This window comes from Vreelandella sedimenti (assembly GCF_013416325.1).
Lineage (GTDB): Bacteria > Pseudomonadota > Gammaproteobacteria > Pseudomonadales > Halomonadaceae > Vreelandella > Vreelandella sedimenti.
On record NZ_JACCGK010000028.1, the window covers coordinates 24,144 to 42,875 of the forward strand.

The following is an 18,732-nucleotide window of genomic DNA, read 5'->3' on the forward strand; positions in this document are numbered from 1 at the left end:
AGCTAGATCGCCAACTGGTAAAATGTCAATACTTTAAGTACAGCTAATAACGCGACAGGCCTAGCTGGGTGATTTCACTCGTGAATCATTTAAAAGAATTTAGCAATAGGAGCCAAGCCTCCGGGAGGTGGGATGAGCAACAAACCCAAAGCTGACAATGCTTTAGCGAAAACAGACCGCTTAGCACTCGAAAAAGCTATTCAACCAGCCCGACAACGTAGCCTGGGTGATGATGTTTACGAGGCCTTGGCGAAGCTTATTAGCTCTGGCGAGCTGGAGGCAGGACAAAAGCTGCCCTCAGAAGGTGATTTATGCCGACTATTTGCAGTCTCTCGACCAATTGTAAGAAAGGCGTTATCACGCTGCCGTGATAACGGACTTATCATCTCTCATAAGGGATCGGGCTCATTCGTGTCATCGAACACGCTGGCCACCTCAACGGAAATGCCTCCCGAGCAGCAGCTATCAAGAATGCTACATGCACTGGAGTTTCGTCGCAGCACCGAGCCGGAGGCGGCTTATTATGCGGCTATACGCCGATCTCCCGAGGAGCTGAAAAATATAGCTAAAGCACTTGAAGACTTTCGACACTTTGAGGACGGCGAATCCCGACCAAATGTGGATATAGCGTTTCATCGTGCGATCGCGCGTGCCTCTCAAAACGATCATTACGTCAGATCACTGGAACTTATTGATTACGATATAGACCTTGGTATCACCCTTGCTCGCCACCTATCAAGGTTAGGGCAGGTAGATCGCCGGGCAGCCATTTATACAGAGCACCATCAAATATATCTGGCAATTGAGACCCAAGACCCAGAAGCAGCCCACCTAGCAATGCGTAAGCATCTGGAGTACTCCCAATTGCGCGTTATTGCGCGAGGAGAGGAAATGATTCGCCGAATCCGAAGCCAAACTTAACGCATCACTGCCCGCTCACCACACCAATCAATGCAGGAAAATCTTTGACACAAAACCTGTCATATCCTATAACAAGTTTTCAGGATTTATTTCAAGCCTGATGCTTTTTACGCTATTGCAAAAAGCAGGCGCTACCTAATAACGACTCTATCTAATAACAATGAAAGACAGGAGATAACACCATGAATGTCAATGTGACACGCATGACGCATGCCGCCCTAATGCTAGCCATTGCCAGCACTTTTATGGTCAGCACAACGCAGGCCTCGAGCGATTTCCCTAGCAAAACCATGACAATCTTGGTGTCTTACCCGCCAGGGGGCTTCAATGATCGGGTGGGGCGCATGATTGCAGATGATTTCAGCGAGCGTTGGGATGTAGATGTTGTAGTGGACAATCGCCCCGGCGGTGGAACAGTCGTGGGCACAGACTATGTAGCCAAAGCCGATGCAGATGGACATACACTAGGTATCTCACCGTTCGCTTTTGGGGTTAACCCCGGCCTATTTAAGACTCTTCCTTACGATACGAAAGAGGATTTTCGCCATGCCATAATACTTGGCGATGCCTTCAATGTGCTTGTTGCCTATCCGGATTTCCCAGTTGACTCGGTTGAAGAGCTAGTCGAATACGCCAAACAGAATCCAGGAGAAATAAACTACTCTTCTGCAGGTAACGGCTCATCTAATCATTTATCAGGTGAAATGTTCAAAGCGCTCGCAGACATCGACATGGTTCACATTCCCTATGCGGGTAGCGCCCCTGCTCGTACCGACTTAATGGCGGGCCGTGTCGATGTCATGTTCGATAACTACACCAACGTTAAGGAATTGGTTGAGGCAGGAAGCCTCAAAGCACTAGGCGTAACTCTTCAACAAGAAAGCGAACTAATGCCTGGTGTCCCACCAGTATCCGATACAGTGGAAGGCTATGACGTAGCCACATGGTGGGGCGTTTATGCACCAGCCGAAACGCCTGATGATGTGATAGCGACCCTTAACGAAGCTTTAAACGAATTCCTCAGCAAACCGGAAACACTCGACGTTTTTGCCACTCAAGGCATCACAGCTATTGGAGGTTCACCTGAAGAGGCGGAGGATTATGTAGAGACGCAAATGGAGACGTGGATCCCCATCGCAGAACAGTCGGATATGACAGCCAACTAACTTTAAAAAAATATCTTCCTGGCGCAGCCCTGCTGAACTACCGGCAGGGCTCGGAACATCAAGGATTCATCATGCCCGTTGTTCTTCTTACTGACCCCATAGCCCCAGTAGCACGCGCGGAACTTGAAAAAACGGCCGACGTTCGCTTACTTGGCGAGGCCCAAGTGGGGACACTTGAAAAGGAAATGTTAGCGGCAAATGTCGTCATTGTGCGGCGCTCTATTCCAGCAGATATTTTACGGGAAACAAAAGTGCTCCGTGCCTTAGTAAGGCACGGAGTAGGCCTAGATTTCATCCCCCTCGAAGAAGCAAGCGCCGCTAATATTGCAGTAACAAATACTCCCAATACAAATGCTCAAAGTGTAGCGGAGTACGCATTCGGACTACTTCTTGGACTTCAAAGGCGCATAGCACAAAACAACCAACTTATACGCACCGGAAAATGGCATGAGCTACGTTCCGAAGCACCTGAATTACATGAAATCGCCAATAAAACATTGGGCATTATTGGCTTTGGCAGCATTGGAGCGGCCATAGCCCGAATAGGCCATTTTGGTTTTGGTGCAAAAGTACTAGCAGCGCGAAGAAACTGCCTAGAAGGGCCCAATTGGGTCGAATTTTCAAGCATAACGGACGTTGCCTCAAGAGCTGACATTCTAGTCATCGCTTGCCCGCTAACGCCGAGCACTCAAGGCATGGTAGATGCACGCTTTATAAGATCAATGCGCAAAAATTCAATACTGGTTAATGTTGCGCGTGGCGCAATCATTGATGAAACGGCGTTAGCAGTAGCACTCCAGACCCAACAGATATCTGGAGCCGCACTAGATGTTTTCTCACACCAGCCACTCCTGGAAGACTCTCCTCTACGCGATGCTCCCAACCTCGTGCTTTCCCCACATATAGCAGGGGTTACCCACGAAAGCATGCTGCGTATGAGTAACGTTGCCGTGAGCGACACTCTTCGCATTTTAAATGGCAAGCGGCCCGAAAACCTTGTCAACGCTCAAGCATGGCCCAAGATCGTCGAACAATGGGCACGCTCACCCATATAGTGCCTCTGGTAGAGTCGGGCCTAGCCTTCAAGAAACCAGCCAAATAACGGCATCACCGGCCCTTTTCATCGAACACTCATGGCGTAACTTTAAAAGCATCAAGTTAAAAAGCGCGGCGACGATACGTGCGGTAATCCGGCGACCAGGATGCCTTTTCAATCAACTCCCGCAGAGTAGTACCACTGGTTTTTAACGCCACGCCGTTCTGCTGCGCCTGGGCAGCTACTTCAAAGGCAATCGACTTGCTGATATCGCGAATACGCGACAGCGGCGGCAGCAAAGCCCCCTTGCCCTCTTTAACCAGCGGCGCTTCACGGGCCAGCGCCCGCGAGGCGCTCATCAGCATCTCGTCGGTGACTCGATTGGCACTGGCAGCAATCACGCCCAACCCAATGCCTGGGAAGATATAAGCATTGTTGCACTGGGCAATCGGATAAGTGCGGCCGTTGTAAACCACCGGCGCAAAGGGGCTACCGGTGGCTACCAAGGCTTGGCCGTCGGTCCAGCGAATAACATCCTCTGGCACGGCCTCTGCCTGGGAAGTAGGGTTAGACAGCGGCATGATGACCGGGTGCTCACAACCCGCGTGCATGGTGCGCACCACCTGCTCGGTGAAGATACCGCGCTGGCCGCAGACACCAATCAGCACTGTTGGTTTGATCTGAGCAATTGTCTCTTCCAGCCCCTGGCCATTCCACTCGGCGACTAGCGAAGGGTCGTGGGCTAAACGGCGCTGGAAGTCACGCTGCCACTCTTGATCGCTGGTCATCAAGCCTTCGCGATCAACAATGTAAATGCGCGACCGGGCCTCGCTTTCGGTCAAGCCCTCCGCTTCCATTGCTACGACCACCTGCTCGGCAATTCCACACCCCGCCGAACCGCCACCCACAAACACCACACGCTGCTGGGCAATGGTCTCTTCCCGGGCCTGACAAGCCGCCATTAGCGTACCTACTACCACAGAAGCAGTCCCCTGCACATCGTCATTGAAGCAGCAAAGCTCGTTGCGGTAGCGCTCTAGCAGCGGCACCGCATTGGCCTGGGCAAAGTCTTCAAACTGCAGCAGTACGTTAGGCCAGCGGCGCTTCACAGCAGCGATAAATTCTGCCATGAAAGCATCGTACTCTTCCTGCCCTACCCGCTCGTGGCGCCAGCCCATGTACATGGGGTCATCCAGCAGCGCTTTGTTGTTAGTGCCCACATCAATCATGATTGGCAGCGTGTAGGCGGGGCTAATGCCGCCACAGGCGGTATACAACGCCAGTTTACCAATCGGGATACCCATGCCGCCGATCCCCTGGTCGCCGAGGCCTAGAATGCGCTCACCATCCGTCACTACGATCACTTTGACGTTATCTTTGGTGGCGCTGCGCAGGATATCATCCATATGTTCGCGGTCAGGATAGCTAATAAACAGGCCGCGATGGTTACGGTAAATGTTGGAAAATTCCTGACACGCCTGCCCCACCGTCGGGGTGTAAATAATCGGCAGCATCTCTTCAAGATGCTGGGAAACCATACGGAAATAGAGCGTTTCGTTGTCGTCTTGAATGGCGCGCAGGTGGATGTGCTTTTCGAGGTCGCTATGGCATTGTTGGTACTGGCGGTAGACCCGCTCTAGCTGATCCTCAATGGTTTCCACCTTCTGCGGCAGCAAACCAATCAGGTTAAACGCCAAGCGCTCCTGCTGAGTAAACGCGCTGCCTTTGTTCAATAGCGGCATTTCGAGCAAAGAAGGACCGGCGTAAGGAAGGTATAGGGGGCGTCTACTCTGGGTAGTCATATGCACTCTCTTTTTTATGTCAATCACTGCTGCAATGCAGCAATATCGGGCGTTTGCGGCGTTTGAGCGTAATGTAACATGCTCCTGCGACAAAGGTGGAAGAGAGCGACCATGTTGATAAAAAAACGCCTCGGTTTAGGAAGCCTAAACCGAGGCGTGATGACGCTATTAACTAGTGATCTAACGATGCCCTAGCAAGTTTTAGCGGTGGGTTTGCGCCCCTCCACGCCAGCGAAGAAGAATGGCCGCAGCTTAACGCCGAACATGTTGCCCGCAAACGCCGCTACCAGCCATACCCAACCGTGAAGGCTGCCAGAGGCAATGCCGCTGAAGTAAGCACCAATATTGCAACCAAACGCTAAGCGCGCGCCATAACCTAGCAAGATGCCGCCGATGACCGCGGCCAAGATAGATTTCAACGGGATTTTGAAGTTAGGTGCAAAGCGCCCCGCCAAGCTGGCGGCTGCCAGCGCGCCAAGCATAATGCCGACATTCATTACCGTAGTGATGTCGCTCCATACGCTGGCTTCAAGGGCCGCTGCGTTGCCAGGGGACTGCCAATAGCCCCACTGGCTGACATCGCCGCCCACCAGTTCAAAGCCTTTAGCACCCCACAGTGCAAACGCAGAGGTAATTCCCCAAGGTCTGCCTGCCAGTGCCAAGGTGGCGAAGTTGAGCAGCGCCAACGCCACCGCGCCCGCCACTAACGGCCAAGGTCCAGTCAACCAACGCTCATACCCATGCTTATCGACCATAGGCGCCTGCTCTAACTGACCGTGACGACGCTTCTCCATCACCCAGGTAAACGCCGCAATAGCAGCAAACAGCACCAGGCTAATAGCGATCCCCCCACTGACCCCGGCGACGTTAACCAGCGATACCGGTTGAAAGGCCGGTAAGCTCTGCCACCAAGCAAAATGCGCCGAGCCAATCACCGAGCCGACAATAAAGAACACCAGGGTGATCAGCATGCGTGCGTTACCACCGCCCGCGGTAAACAGCGTGCCAGAGGCACAGCCGCCGCCCAACTGCATGCCCACACCGAACAGGAACGCCCCTACCAAGACAGAAATACCAATGGGCGCCACAAAGCCCGACACCTCGTTGCCAAACAGGGAGCCCGCCCCCAAGGCAGGGAAAAACAGCACCACGGCAATCGCCAGCATCACCATCTGGGCACGCAATCCACACCCGCGCCGCTCAGTAATGAATACCCGCCATGCTGAGGTAAAACCAAACGCAGCGTGATACAGCACCATGCCAAACAGCCCGCCGACAATCATCAGCAGGCCTATGTTGGCGTCAAAGACAACCCCAATAAGCAACGCACTCAGCACAATCGCCGCTGTGGCTATCAGCGGCACGCGATAGCTCTGCGGCACAGTAACCGTCGTTGTAGACATACATTCACCTTTAGCAGCACCAAAAGCGCCTGTTAACAAACAGGCGCTTTTGGTAGACATGGACAATAGTTATAAGCCTAACGATAGCTGTAGAGCGCGGGAAATTCTTTATTGGATGGTTATTATGGTTTTATGGAATATCACACAAACCGCCCTAAACCTACCGCTGAACGTAGACGATCCATCGTTACGGCAGCTTCTTCCCGCGCCCGTTCAGCGCCTTTTTGCAACACAGCCTCAATATGGGCCGGATCTTCCATCAGCGCATTATAGCGTTCACGCGGCGCGCTCAAGTGTGCATTCAAGTACTCAAACACTTGATCCTTAGCCGCCCCCCAGCCAATACCGTTCACGTACTGCTCACGCAGGCTAGCGGTCTCTTCAGACGTCGCAAAGGCGGAGTAGATTTGAAACAGCGTGCAGGTGTCTGGATCTTTCGGCTCACCGGGCTCCAGCGAGTTGGTCTTGATCTTACGTACCAGCTTCTGCAGCTTTTTCTCTGGGGCAAACAGCGGAATCGTATTGTCGTAGCTTTTGGACATCTTGCGACCATCCAAGCCATTCAGTAGCTGTATCTTGTCGTCTACTACCGCCTCAGGGAGCACAAAGTGCTGACCTTTATAGAGGTGGTTAAAACGCCCGGCAATATCGCGGGCCATTTCAATATGCTGGATCTGATCACGCCCCACCGGCACTTTGTTGGCGTTGAACATTAGAATATCCGCCGCCATCAACACGGGGTAGCCGAAAAGCCCCATGGTAATGCCTTTATCGGGGTCCTGGTTTTCCGCCTCTTCGTTCTCAGCCACCGCTGCTTTATAGGCATGGGCGCGGTTCATCAAGCCTTTGGCGCATACGCAGGAGAGCATCCAGGTGAGTTCAGGGATCTCTGGAATATCCGACTGGCGGTAGAAAATTGCATTATCGGTATCCAGCCCAAGTGCCAACCAAGTAGCCGCAATTTCCAGCCGCGACGCCTGCACCCGCTTCGGTTCTGGGCACTTAATCAGCGCGTGATAGTCGGCCAGAAAGTAGAACGACTGAACGGTTGGATCCTGGCTTGCCTCAATAGCGGGCTTGATAGCGCCCACATAGTTGCCCAAATGGGGCGTGCCGGTGGTGGTGACACCGGTGAGGACGCGTTTTTTTGCGGTCTGGCTCATGGTTTTTAGGCTCATCATTGAACGTACATTGTCGTATGATACTTGTATGAACCTGGGGATGCGACAGGCAGAATTTGGTTTTACAATATCCGAAGAGAGTGATGAGGATTTACAAGAGCATTATGCCGTTATCATTCTGAAAGAAGTGCTCAATCGATGAAAAGAAAATAGGGGTCACTAAAGGCAAGCGGCTCTTCCTGATCATCATATACAGCCCCAAACGCGACGAAGCACTCTTTCCCATCAACAAGCAAAGGAAAATAAAAACACAGGAAGGCCTCTCCCTCACACTGATCTACGACCTGCCCAAGCCCTTTGATACTCTCCCAATTCATCTTTTCAATATCATTTTGGTCATAAGACTCGCTACCCCAGTTTATTGTTTCGAGATTCTCCTCAACCGCTTTTGCGTAAGCCGACTCTGCATTCATATTGGCTTGCGCCACTATCCGGTAGTTACCTGCCAAATGCTCATTTATGATTGCTGACTGCATGCCGGCAGTCCCCAATAGCAGTGCCCCGGCTAGCAGCGCCATGACGATGACCAATGCAGCGCCTTTCTGACGATTTTGCAGAGTCATCAGTCGTCACCAAAATTGATATTTTCTGACAAATCCTCTATTGCTTGACGCATAGAAAACTCATAACCATATGCTGACAGCAACTTCCAAACGCTCAAGTCAGCATTAATAATACTATGGACATTATTGAATACAACAGAGCCACTGGAGATAACACTACCAACAAACTCAACACCAGACATGCTTACATTGACACTACCCGCTCCCCAGATAAGTCCTCGAAACAATGCATTGGTATTATTACCATTAAAATCAATGTCGCCACCAGCGACAATGGCGACATCAGTGACTGAGGAGTTATCATTCTGCTGCATTGAAATGTCTTGCTCTACTACGACCACCTTTCCACTAAGTTCAGTCACGTTTAACTTATTTATATTTCCATCGCAATAAAAGACCTTGCCCGATGAAGACATGATTTCGTTTTCGGCACAGGTAGCGATCACGCCGTCCAGGTTTTTAATGTTATTGATATAGCCTGTGTAGTAATCATGCGAGTCGCTTGATTGCGGAGAAGGGATAATCGATGGATCTAAATTTGAGTTGACCGTTGATTCACTTACCAGGATATTATCCGCCCCGCTCACGGCACCTCCCGCAATCACTGCATCGCCTTTCCCTGCTGACGGGTAGGAGTATCAAAGAAGCTGGCATATATGCCCTGCCGCTCCATGACATGAAATACAATCGCCTCACCATTGTTCTCTAAGGGTAGCTCCACCCGGTAAAGCGGTGCGTCACCCGACACCAGTTCGCCTAACACGTGCTCGTCCTCATTACACTGGCTTGGCGAATCATGATTCGGTACATCTTTCAGAAAACTTACCAGCGGCTGCCCATTCTCTTCCTGATCCGCCACAGTACAGCTACAGGCATTCTGATTCCGTTCACACCGCAACGTATAGCGACCTGGCCCGCTTTGACGAATTTCACTGGTAAGCCTCTGGGCAATAAAAATCAGGTTCTCTTGCTTACGACTTACCTTGTCAACATTTTGAAAAGTCTGCAAGGTCGTTAGAAACAGTTGGCCAGCCCCAAGGATAATGACCGTGCCGATCGCCAACGCCACCATCAACTCCACCAGTGTAAAGCCCTGCTGACGCTGCCTCATGGTAAGCTCTCGACCTTGGGAAGAAGAAAGAAGTAGTCGAATAGATCGTCATTGTTCTCGCCCAAGGCCACAGTCACGTCAATGCGACAATCACTTCCACTGTCATCTTTTGCAATGCGGCTGTGGGAAGAAGAGGCTCCCCGTAGCGGTGTCGCATCACTATTTTGAAACCAATGCTCCTTCCATGCACTCTGCACGTCAGAAGTGTCGATATCCTCGCAGGTCTGCCCTGTTTCGAGCGTGGCTAGCCGAGCCCAAAGCCGCTCCTGAGCATCCACAGCCGCAACACTTGCCACCGAGCGCTGGTAGCCTGCATTAGCACTTTGCAGCGCTTTAAGCTGCATGGCGGCTACGCCGATCAGGCCAATCGAGAGAACCACCAGTGCGATTAGCGCTTCTAATAAGCTAAAACCGCGCTGAGAGTTCATGACCCACTCTCCTTCCTACGAATGCTGCCCAATGTGCTAAGCACCAGCGTTACAGAATGAGCTGAAGCACTTTGATGGGTGGGGTTTAGCGTCATTTCGCAGGGTGAGTCAGGGCAGTTGGAAATGTCTCCGTCGCCCACACTTTGAAAGCGTTGTCGCCTTAACTCACCAACAGGCATTGGGTAACCTTTCGCCACTCGAACTTAAGGTTATATTCTCTTCGCAGCCATCATCTTGAGCGGTGCTCGCAGTCAGTAGGTAGCCGTCACCGTTAATACTCTCAGCAATCTCATAGTTTTTTTCGGGGGAGAACGCATTGATGGTGCAATCGCGATAGCTGTAAGACCGCGTGTAACAGCGCTCAAGCTCCGAAGCGGCTTGCATAAGGCCCGCATGGGCGTCGGTTCGCACTGATTTTTGCACGTAGCGGGTATAGCTGGGGTAGGCAATGGCGGCGACGATGCCGATGATCACCAGCACAATCATCAATTCAATGAGGGTGAAGCCGCGTTGGCCATTCAGTAAAGAACGGCCAGTCGAAAGATGAGAGGTATAAGACACGCGGCTCCGCTCCTGTATTAGTGGGCTCATACTGTTTTAGTATGTCGCAAACTAATACGCATTGCATTGCGAGGCCTATGGTTAGCTGCTGGCGATCACCTTTTCACGCAACTCCTTTGGCATAGAGAAAGTAATGGTTTCCTCACGGCCCTGTAGCTCTTCAGGTAATGCAGCCCCCATGGTCTGCAGCTTGGCAATCACACCTTTCACCAATACTTCAGGGGCACTGGCGCCAGCGGTGACGCCCACACGCGCTACGTTCTCAAGCCACTTGGGGTCGATCTGGTCAGCGTTATCAATCAAGTAGGCGGGCGTGCCCATGCGCTCAGAAAGCTCTCGCAAGCGGTTAGAGTTGGAGCTATTGGGGCTGCCCACCACCAGCAATAGATCGCTCTGGGCCGCTAGCTCACGTACTGCATCCTGACGGTTCTGCGTGGCGTAGCAAATATCGTCATTGCGTGGCCCCTGAATCTCGGCAAACTTATCGCGCAGTGCGTCGATCACCTTAGCGGTGTCATCCATCGACAGCGTAGTTTGGGTCACGAAGGCCAGCTTTGAGGGATCATTCACCTCCAGCTTAGCGACGTCTTCTTCGTCCTCTACCAAGTAGATACGCCCGCCGTGGGAGGTGTCATAACGCCCCATGGTGCCTTCGACTTCCGGGTGGCCTTCATGGCCGATGAGAATGCACTCTTGACCACGCTTGGCGTAGCGCAATACTTCCAGGTGCACTTTAGTGACCAGTGGGCAGGTGGCGTCGAATACCTTCAAGCCCCGCTGCTCAGCATCGGCTTGCACCGCACGGGAAACACCGTGGGCGGAGAAGATAACGATGACATCGTCCGGCACTTCATCCAGTTCTTCAACAAACACTGCCCCACGGGCGCGCAGCGTTTCGACCACAAAGCGGTTATGCACAACCTCATGGCGCACGTAAATCGGCGGGCCAAACACATCCAGCGCGCGATTAACGATATCGATCGCGCGATCCACACCGGCACAAAAACCACGCGGATTGGCTAACTTGATCTGTATGGGCTGTGCTTGCGTCGTTTGCATAGTAGCGCCTTGATGCGTAAGCGGCATCGCTTAGTGAATTAATGCGTTGTCACCGGTTTGACGTCGAGCACTTCGACCTCAAAGGTGAGCGTGCGGCCTGCTAACGGGTGATTGAAATCCACCTCGATACGATCACCGTCAATGGTTTTGACCACACCTGGCAATTCCGTTCCCGCTTTATCGGCAAACGACATTACCATACCAATTTCCGGGGCTTCATCGCCAAAATCTGCCCGCTTCAGGGTCTGAATATTTTGCGGGTTGTGCTGTCCGAATGCATGTTCAGGGGTTATCTGAAAGGTACCCTCCTGCCCCGCAGCCAACCCTTTAATCGGATGCTCAAAACCGGGCGGCAAATTTCCGTCGCCAAACTCGAAGGTAGCCGGTGCTTTGTCTTTGGTGGAGTCCACCAACGTGCCATCTTCCAGCTTTAAGGTGAAGTGTAGCGTCACCTCCATGCCTTCATCGATCAGATAGTCGCTCATAGCAGTTCTCAATATACAGTTGTTCTCTACGTTCTATTAATGGGAAGTCTTGGCCGCTTTTTTGCGCCGCCGCTCGCCCATAATGGATTCCCAGATTAAAGCGACTGCCCCCAGGGTAATCGCTATATCCGCCACGTTAAACGCCGGGTAGTACCACCCAGCGACGTGAAACGATAAAAAGTCGACCACATAGCCATGAACCAGGCGGTCGTAGAGATTCCCCAGCGCCCCGCCAATAATCAGTGGCAGCGCTATCGCCAGTAACTTTTCATCGTGTTTGATGCGTGAAAGCCACACCGTCAACGCCACGCTGGCTCCCACAGCAATCAACGCGAAGAACCAGCGCTGCCAGCCAGGATGTGTGGCTAAAAAGCTGAACGCCGCGCCAGTGTTGTGCAGTAGCGTCAGGTTAAAGAACGGCAGCACTTCTACCGGCTGGGCGTAGCCCAACTGACTGCTGGCTACGTATTTGGTAGCTAGATCCAAGGCAACCACCGCCACCGCTAACCACAGCCAGCGCAGCGGCCGCTGCATCGTCGGCCGCGCGCTTGCACCAGGCATGCTTTTATCTTTACGCATAGCGGCGAATCTCACCGCTGCCTTCGGGGAGGTTGCTGATACAGCGACCACATAGGTCCGGATGATCAGCGTGAGTACCGACATCCGGGCGGTGGTGCCAGCAGCGCTCACACTTGGTGTTGTCGCTGGCTTTGACTGAGACTTTCAGGCTATCCAGCTCGGTCGCTTCTGCATCACTTGCAGCAGCCAGGGGCTTAAGCGTGACTTCGCTAGTTAGCATCACAAAGCGCAGTTCATCGCCCAGTTTGGCCAGCGTCGCCTGCAGCTCGTCGCTGACATACAGGGTGACTTCAGCTGCCAGGCTACCCTTAATGACTTTGGCATTACGGGCATCTTCCAGGCACTTGTTGACCGAGTGCTTGACCTCCAGCACTTGCTCCCAGAAAGCACGACCCAATTCAGCGTTTTCTTCCAGGCTGCCAAGGTTAGTGTAGTAAGTCTCCAGCAGCACGCTGTCGCCGCGCTTACCGGGGATGTTTTCGTGAATCTCCTCAGCGGTAAAGGAGAGAATCGGCGCGATCCAGCGACTCAGCGCTTCCACCACGTGATAGAGCGCGGTTTGTGCACTGCGCCGCGCCAGCGAATCGGTTTGCGTGGTGTACTGGCGGTCTTTAATCACATCCAGGTAGAAGCCACCCAGTTCCCGGGCACAGAAACCATGCACCTGTTGGTAAACATCCAGGAAGCGGTACTCTTCGTAGGCTTTTTCGATCCGCGCCTGCAATTGGTGGGCACGATCCACCACCCACTGATCCAGTGCCAGCATATCGTCAAACGCTACCTGGTTTTTATCTGGATCAAACCCGTTAAGGTTCGAAAGCAGGAAGCGAGCGGTGTTACGAATCCGCCGATACACATCAGAGGTGCGTTTCAAAATTTCGTCAGAAACGGCCATTTCACCAGAGTAATCGGTGGAGGCGACCCACAGGCGCAGAATATCGCCGCCCAGCTTGTCCATCACTTCCTGGGGAGCCACCACATTGCCCAGCGATTTGGACTGCTTGCGGCCCTGGGAATCGACGGTAAAGCCGTGGGTCAGCAGTTGACGATACGGCGGATGGCCATCAATCGCAGAACCGGTGAGCAGCGACGAGTGGAACCAGCCACGGTGCTGGTCGGAGCCTTCCAGGTAGAGATCCGCCCGTGGGCCGCTTTCGTGGCCATGGGGGTGCGAGCCGCGAAGTACGTGGCGGTGGGTGGTGCCAGAGTCGAACCAGACATCCAGGGTATCGGTGACTTTATCGTAATCCGCCGCTTCGGCACCCAGCAGCTCTGCCGGGTCGAGTTTGAACCAGGCATCGATGCCTTCCAGCTCAACGCGCTTGGCCGCCTCTTCCATCAATCCAACGGTGCGCGGATGCAGCTCACCGGTTTGCTTGTGCAGGAAGAACGGGATCGGCACGCCCCAGTTACGCTGGCGCGAGATACACCAATCCGGGCGGTTGGCGATCATGCTGTGCAGACGCGCCTGGCCCCAGGCAGGCGTAAACGCCGTCGCTTCGATACCTTCAAGGGCACGTTCACGCAGCGTTTTGCCGTCTTTGCCTTCAATATCCATACCCACAAACCACTGCGCCGTAGCACGGTAGATCACCGGCGTTTTGTGGCGCCAGCAGTGCATGTAGCTATGTTTGATCGGGATATGCGCCATCAGAGCACCCACTTCGCGCAGTTTTTCGACGATATGCGGGTTGGCCTTCCAAATCATCTGGCCGCCGAAGAACGGCAGGTCGTCAACGTAAACACCATTTCCCTGCACCGGGTTGAGCATGTCATCAAACTCCATGCCATGCTCGCGGCAGGTGATAAAGTCATCCATACCGTAAGAGGGCGCGGAGTGAACGATACCGGTGCTACCCACTTCAGACTCGACGTACTCTGCCAGGTAGACGGGCGAGAGCCGATCGTAGAATGGGTGGCGGAAATTGATCAGGTCAAGATTTTTGCCCTGGGTCGTAGCAATCACCTCGCCTTGCAAGCCAAAGCGCTCTAGACAGCTCTCCACCAACTCTTCCGCCAGCAACAGCAAACGCTCGCCAGTATCGACCAGTGCATAGGTGAACTCAGGGTGAACGTTAAGCGCCTGGTTGGCCGGAATGGTCCACGGCGTGGTAGTCCAGATCACCACTGCCGCAGGCTTGGCCAGTTCGCTTAAGCCAAAGGCGGCGGCGAGCTTGTCGGCATCTTCTACCGGGAAGGCGACGTCGATGGCGTCGGATTTCTTATCAGCGTACTCGACTTCGGCTTCCGCCAGCGCCGAACCACAGTCAAAGCACCAGTTGACCGGCTTCAAACCTTTAAACACGTAACCCGCGTCGACCATCTCGGCCAAGGCACGAATCTCGCTCGCTTCGTTGGCGAAATCCATAGTGCGGTATGGGTGATCCCAATCGCCAATAATGCCTAAACGAACAAAGTCGGCCAGTTGTGTTTCAACTTGGGCGCCAGCGTATTCACGGCAAAGCTCACGGGCGTGTTCCGGCGCCAGGTTCTTGCCGTGAGTGGTTTCTACTTTGTGCTCAATGGGCAAGCCGTGGCAGTCCCAGCCGGGCACATAAGGCGCATCGAAACCGGCTAAATTCTTCGATTTAACGATAATATCTTTAAGGATTTTATTAACGGCGTGACCAATATGAATACTACCGTTGGCGTAGGGAGGGCCATCGTGCAGCACAAATAGCGGCGCGCCCGCACGCGCTTCCCGCAGGCGCTGGTAAATGTTCATATCCTGCCATTGGGAAACCCGCCCTGGCTCCTGCTTTGGCAGCATGCCGCGCATGGGAAAGTCAGTTTCAGGCAAATTCAGCGTGTGCTTATAATCCATGGTCTGGTCAGCCGTTGTTAGCATCGGCGGCATCACCCGCCGAAGAAGAATCAGAAGGAATCGTGTTTGAAGACACCGCATTTGAAGACACTGCACTTGAAGACATGGCCTCACGCCCAAGCGGGGCCGAGGCCAGCGGAAGCGAATACTCCTGTTCAGCGTTCTCTTGGTCAGCGCTGTTCTGCCCACCTATTGCCGCCGTTAAATAGTGGCGAGCACGGGTCTGGTCACGTTCAATTTGCGCTTTAAGTGCCTCAAGGTTGTCAAACTTCACCTCGCCCCGCAGGCGCGCGCAAGGAAACACCGTCATGCGTTGGCCGTAGAGATCACCTTTAAAATCCAGCAGGTGCACCTCCAGCGTTGGCCGTTCCGAACCTACCGTAGGGCGGAAGCCCACATTCGCCACTGCTGGGTAGCGCTCGCCATTTTCAAGTTCAGCCACCACCGCATAAACCCCACGCAGCGTTAATGGCTGGGGCATCAGTGGCAAATTGGCAGTCGGCACACCAATGGTGCGCCCCAACTGCTGGTCGCGCACCACTCGGCCATGTAACGAATAGGCACGACCCAGCAAGCGCGCAGCGGCAGAAAAATTGCCGCTGGCAAGCAAAGTGCGCACCCGCGAACTGGAAACCCGCTCGTCATCCACGGTAAAAGTACGCGTGTGCTCTACGCCAAACCCCTGTTCGCGCCCGACCTCCGCCAGCAGGGCAAAATCGCCGCGGCGGTCGCAGCCGAAGCGGAAATCATCGCCCACTACCAGGTGCTTAACGCCTAGCCCATCAATCAATACCTGATCGATAAACTCACGCCCGGTAAGGCTACGCAGCGCATCGTTAAACGGCAGCACCAGCACTTGTTCCGCACCAAAATCGCGGAGCAGCCGTACCTTCTCGCGCAACCGGGTTAAACGCGGCGGCGCTTGATCACCGGCAAAAAATTCACGCGGCTGGGGCTCGAACACCACCACTGTTAACGGCACACTCCAGCGCGCAGCATGCTCGCGGCACTGCTGCAGGATGGCTTGATGGCCGCGATGCACCCCATCGAAATTACCGATGGTGGCAACGCAGCCACGATGAGCCGCTCTCAAGTTGTGCAGACCTCGAATAACGCGCATGGCACCTCAGCCGTTGGAGGACATAAAGCCTCTGATTATAACGAACCCACACCCCAGGATGCAGTGTTATGAGTGCATTTTTAAATGACGAACGCGCAAACCCAGTGCCGCCAGCCACGCGAAGTACAGCGAGCCGCCCAGTATGACTAATCCGGTGACCCAGCTTATCCGTTGCCAAAGGCCAAACGCGAGCCAAGCCTGCCAATCGGGCGCAATAAAATAGAGGGCCGCGCACATTAGCCCGCTGCCACCTAGTAACTGCACCGCATAGCGCTTCCAGCCCGGCTGAAAGACCAGCACGCCCTGCTTATGCAGTAAGTAACCCAGCAGGCCCGCGTTCAAGAACGCAGAAAGCGCGGTGGCTAACGCCAATCCGGCATGCGCCAGCGGCCAAATCAGCAGCAGGTTAAGCACCATATTAGCGACCATGGCGATAATGCCTACCTTCACCGGGGTTTTGGTGTCTTGGCGAGCAAAAAATCCCGGTGCCAATACTTTGATCAGCATAAAGGCTATCAAGCCAAAGGCATAAGCACGCAGACTCATCGCCGCCATCTGGATGTCGTTGTCGGTCATTGCTCCATAATGGAACAACGTGATCAACAGTGGCTCGGCCAGCACCGCCAGGGCCAGTGCCGCGGGCAAGCCTAACAGCAATACAATGCGGATCGCCCAATCAAGCATCGCAGCAAAGTGCTCCTTGGACTGGTCAGCATGACGTTTAGAGAGTGCCGGTAAAATCACGGTACCAATGGCCACCCCAAACACGCCCAACGGCAGTTCCACTAAACGATCCGAGTAGTAAAGCCACGACACGCTGCCCGCCGCCAGCAATGACGCCAAAACGGTATCCAACAGCAGGTTAATTTGCGACACCGATACCCCAAACAGCGCAGGCCCCATGAGTTTCAGTATGCGTCGCACGCCCTCATGAGCAAAATTAGGCCAGGGAGTAGGCATCAATCCCAATCGCAGCAAAAACGGCACCTGAAAAACCAACTGGGCCGCCCCGGCGATCAACACGCCCCAGGCGAGCGCCATGGCGGGCTCTTCCATTAGCGGCATTAAAAACAGCGCCGCACCAATCAGTGAAAGGTTAAGTAGCACCGGGGTAAATGCGGGAACCGCAAAGCGGTTCCAGGTATTCAGTACGCTACCGGAAAACGCAGTGAGCGAAATCAGCAGTAAATAGGGAAACGTTAAGCGCAGCATATCCGCGGTCAGCGCCAGCTTGTCTGGCTCACTGCCAAAACCGGGGGCAAAGACCCAAATCAGCCACGGCGCGCAGAGCATCGCCACGGCGGTAATTAGCGCCAGCACCGCTGTTAAGCTACCGGCAGTGGCATCCAGCAGCGCGCGTATCTCCTCCCGGCTACGCTGGGTGGAGTACTCTGAAAGCACGGGTACGAAAGCCTGGTTGAAAGCCCCTTCGGCAAACAGACGGCGCAGAAAGTTAGGGATTTTAAACGCCACGAAAAACGCATCGGCGCCATCCCCTGCCCCTAAGAAGGTAGCGATAACCACATCACGCGCCAGCCCCATCACTCTCGACAGCATGGTCATGGCACTGACCACAAGACCCGAGCGCATTAGCCCGCGACGCGCGACTGCGGTGCCTGGAGTTGTGTTGGGTGCTTTCTTCGCTGTCATAAGCTATCCAGAAAAATCATCTAGAAAAATCATCCAGACACAAAAAAACCGGCCGCAGCCGGTTTTTTTATGGCGCCTGCCGGCTTACGCCGCCAGTGCCTTAATACGTTTGTTCAAACGGCTCTTCAGGCGAGCTGCTTTCTTCTTGGACAGCACGTCTTTGTCTGCAATACGGTCAACGACCGGCTGCATTGCCTTGAACTCTTCCATTGCCTTAGCGTGGTCGCCGGTGCTGATCGCTTTCACTACACGCTTGATGTAGGTGCGGACCATGCTGCGCTGGCTGGATTTCAGGACGCGACGGTTCTCGGCCTGGCGGGCGCGCTTGCGAGCTTGCTTGCTGTTCGCCACAGGGTATCTCCTTGGAGAATAAAGGTTGCCGATAAAACGGCAACGAAATTAAATATGTGTTCGTCTGCTGTGCTGCCACAGCACGACGCTTCCGCAACAACCAATTGATTTGGCAGGCGTATCACCCTACCAAAGTGTGTAGCAGGCAGTTGAAATAAGCTGCCCGCTCACGGGACTTGTCTGAGAGGATGGCGTAGTCTATCACGCACTTGGCGTGCTTGCTAGTTCAATGAGGATACAGCACTGCCTACAAGTCAAGAGCACTGCGTTGCTAATTGTGTGGCATTAAGCCAAAATATATGCTGCATACGTAAATTCCCTAGGATTTAGATTAAAGATAAAACTAGGCTGAAGCCATGTACATGGAATAGCCCGCACCAATTTCAGGAGGTGCTCAATGTCATTCAGTACCAATGATAAGCAACATACCAAGCAGCCCATTTTGATGACCAAAAAAATGGAATCGGGTAGCCGGGGGTGTCTAGCCCCCAG

General features: G+C 53.7%; 18 protein-coding genes. 3 read left to right on the forward strand and 15 right to left on the reverse strand.

Going from position 1 to position 18,732, the window contains the following annotated elements; translation table 11 throughout:
* The first annotated feature begins 132 nt into the window (after positions 1–132).
* The 3 genes from HZU72_RS22185 to HZU72_RS22195 all read left to right on the forward strand — a co-directional run bounded on the left by HZU72_RS22185 (position 133) and on the right by HZU72_RS22195 (position 3,142).
* Positions 133–921: a FadR/GntR family transcriptional regulator gene (locus tag HZU72_RS22185; RefSeq protein WP_180095989.1), complete on the forward strand. Its 789-nt coding sequence runs from the start codon at positions 133–135 to the stop codon at positions 919–921.
* A 182-nt stretch (positions 922–1,103) separates the two neighbouring features.
* Positions 1,104–2,087, forward strand: a complete 984-nt coding sequence (locus HZU72_RS22190; RefSeq protein WP_180095991.1) for a Bug family tripartite tricarboxylate transporter substrate binding protein — start codon at positions 1,104–1,106, stop codon at positions 2,085–2,087.
* Entirely contained in the window at positions 2,045–3,142 is a 1,098-nt protein-coding gene (locus HZU72_RS22195) for an NAD(P)-dependent oxidoreductase (RefSeq protein ID WP_180095993.1), read from the forward strand. The genes HZU72_RS22190 and HZU72_RS22195 overlap by 43 nt, the downstream gene beginning before the upstream one ends.
* Positions 3,143–3,245: 103 nt before the next feature.
* Here the strand turns inward: HZU72_RS22195 and HZU72_RS22200 are convergent, their stop codons facing one another.
* From HZU72_RS22200 to rpsT, 15 genes are all read right to left on the reverse strand, one after another.
* Complete coding sequence (locus tag HZU72_RS22200) at positions 3,246–4,925, reverse strand: NAD-dependent malic enzyme (RefSeq protein ID WP_208458191.1); 1,680 nt, start codon at positions 4,923–4,925, stop codon at positions 3,246–3,248.
* 191 nt (positions 4,926–5,116) lie between these two features.
* Complete coding sequence (locus HZU72_RS22205; RefSeq protein ID WP_180095996.1) at positions 5,117–6,328, reverse strand: YeeE/YedE family protein; 1,212 nt, start codon at positions 6,326–6,328, stop codon at positions 5,117–5,119.
* Between the two features lie 140 nt (positions 6,329–6,468).
* Positions 6,469–7,491: a tryptophan--tRNA ligase gene (locus HZU72_RS22210; protein WP_180095998.1), complete on the reverse strand. Its 1,023-nt coding sequence runs from the start codon at positions 7,489–7,491 to the stop codon at positions 6,469–6,471.
* A 149-nt stretch (positions 7,492–7,640) separates the two neighbouring features.
* Positions 7,641–8,072: a hypothetical protein gene (locus HZU72_RS22215; protein ID WP_180096000.1), complete on the reverse strand. Its 432-nt coding sequence runs from the start codon at positions 8,070–8,072 to the stop codon at positions 7,641–7,643.
* Positions 8,072–8,659, reverse strand: coding sequence for a hypothetical protein (locus HZU72_RS22220; RefSeq protein ID WP_180096002.1), 588 nt, complete (start codon positions 8,657–8,659; stop codon positions 8,072–8,074). The genes HZU72_RS22215 and HZU72_RS22220 overlap by 1 nt, the downstream gene beginning before the upstream one ends.
* A 14-nt stretch (positions 8,660–8,673) precedes the next feature.
* A complete protein-coding gene (locus HZU72_RS22225) occupies positions 8,674–9,183 on the reverse strand; it encodes a PilW family protein (protein WP_180096004.1) in 510 nt (169 codons plus the stop codon).
* On the reverse strand, positions 9,180–9,611 hold the full coding sequence (gene pilV, locus HZU72_RS22230; protein ID WP_180096006.1) for a type IV pilus modification protein PilV: 432 nt from the start codon (positions 9,609–9,611) through the stop codon (positions 9,180–9,182). The genes HZU72_RS22225 and pilV overlap by 4 nt, the downstream gene beginning before the upstream one ends.
* Before the next feature lie 165 nt (positions 9,612–9,776).
* On the reverse strand, positions 9,777–10,172 hold the full coding sequence (locus tag HZU72_RS22235; protein ID WP_286902597.1) for a type IV pilin protein: 396 nt from the start codon (positions 10,170–10,172) through the stop codon (positions 9,777–9,779).
* A gap of 81 nt (positions 10,173–10,253) precedes the next feature.
* Complete coding sequence (gene ispH, locus HZU72_RS22240) at positions 10,254–11,258, reverse strand: 4-hydroxy-3-methylbut-2-enyl diphosphate reductase (RefSeq protein ID WP_371829556.1); 1,005 nt, start codon at positions 11,256–11,258, stop codon at positions 10,254–10,256.
* An 11-nt stretch (positions 11,259–11,269) separates the two neighbouring features.
* Complete coding sequence (fkpB, locus tag HZU72_RS22245) at positions 11,270–11,716, reverse strand: FKBP-type peptidyl-prolyl cis-trans isomerase (RefSeq protein WP_022521982.1); 447 nt, start codon at positions 11,714–11,716, stop codon at positions 11,270–11,272.
* A 36-nt stretch (positions 11,717–11,752) separates the two neighbouring features.
* Positions 11,753–12,277: a signal peptidase II gene (gene lspA / locus HZU72_RS22250; protein WP_235976211.1), complete on the reverse strand. Its 525-nt coding sequence runs from the start codon at positions 12,275–12,277 to the stop codon at positions 11,753–11,755.
* Positions 12,278–12,287: 10 nt separating this feature from the next.
* Positions 12,288–15,143: an isoleucine--tRNA ligase gene (gene ileS / locus HZU72_RS22255; protein WP_235976212.1), complete on the reverse strand. Its 2,856-nt coding sequence runs from the start codon at positions 15,141–15,143 to the stop codon at positions 12,288–12,290.
* Positions 15,127–16,239, reverse strand: coding sequence for a bifunctional riboflavin kinase/FAD synthetase (gene ribF, locus HZU72_RS22260; RefSeq protein WP_180096010.1), 1,113 nt, complete (start codon positions 16,237–16,239; stop codon positions 15,127–15,129). Before ribF ends, ileS begins: the two co-directional genes overlap by 17 nt.
* 66 nt (positions 16,240–16,305) lie before the next feature.
* Positions 16,306–17,889 (reverse strand): murein biosynthesis integral membrane protein MurJ, encoded by a 1,584-nt coding sequence (murJ, locus tag HZU72_RS22265; RefSeq protein WP_180096012.1) that lies wholly within the window; start codon positions 17,887–17,889, stop codon positions 16,306–16,308.
* An 84-nt stretch (positions 17,890–17,973) separates the two neighbouring features.
* A complete protein-coding gene (rpsT, locus tag HZU72_RS22270; protein ID WP_008959243.1) occupies positions 17,974–18,240 on the reverse strand; it encodes a 30S ribosomal protein S20 in 267 nt (88 codons plus the stop codon).
* Between the last annotated feature and the right edge of the window lie 492 nt (positions 18,241–18,732).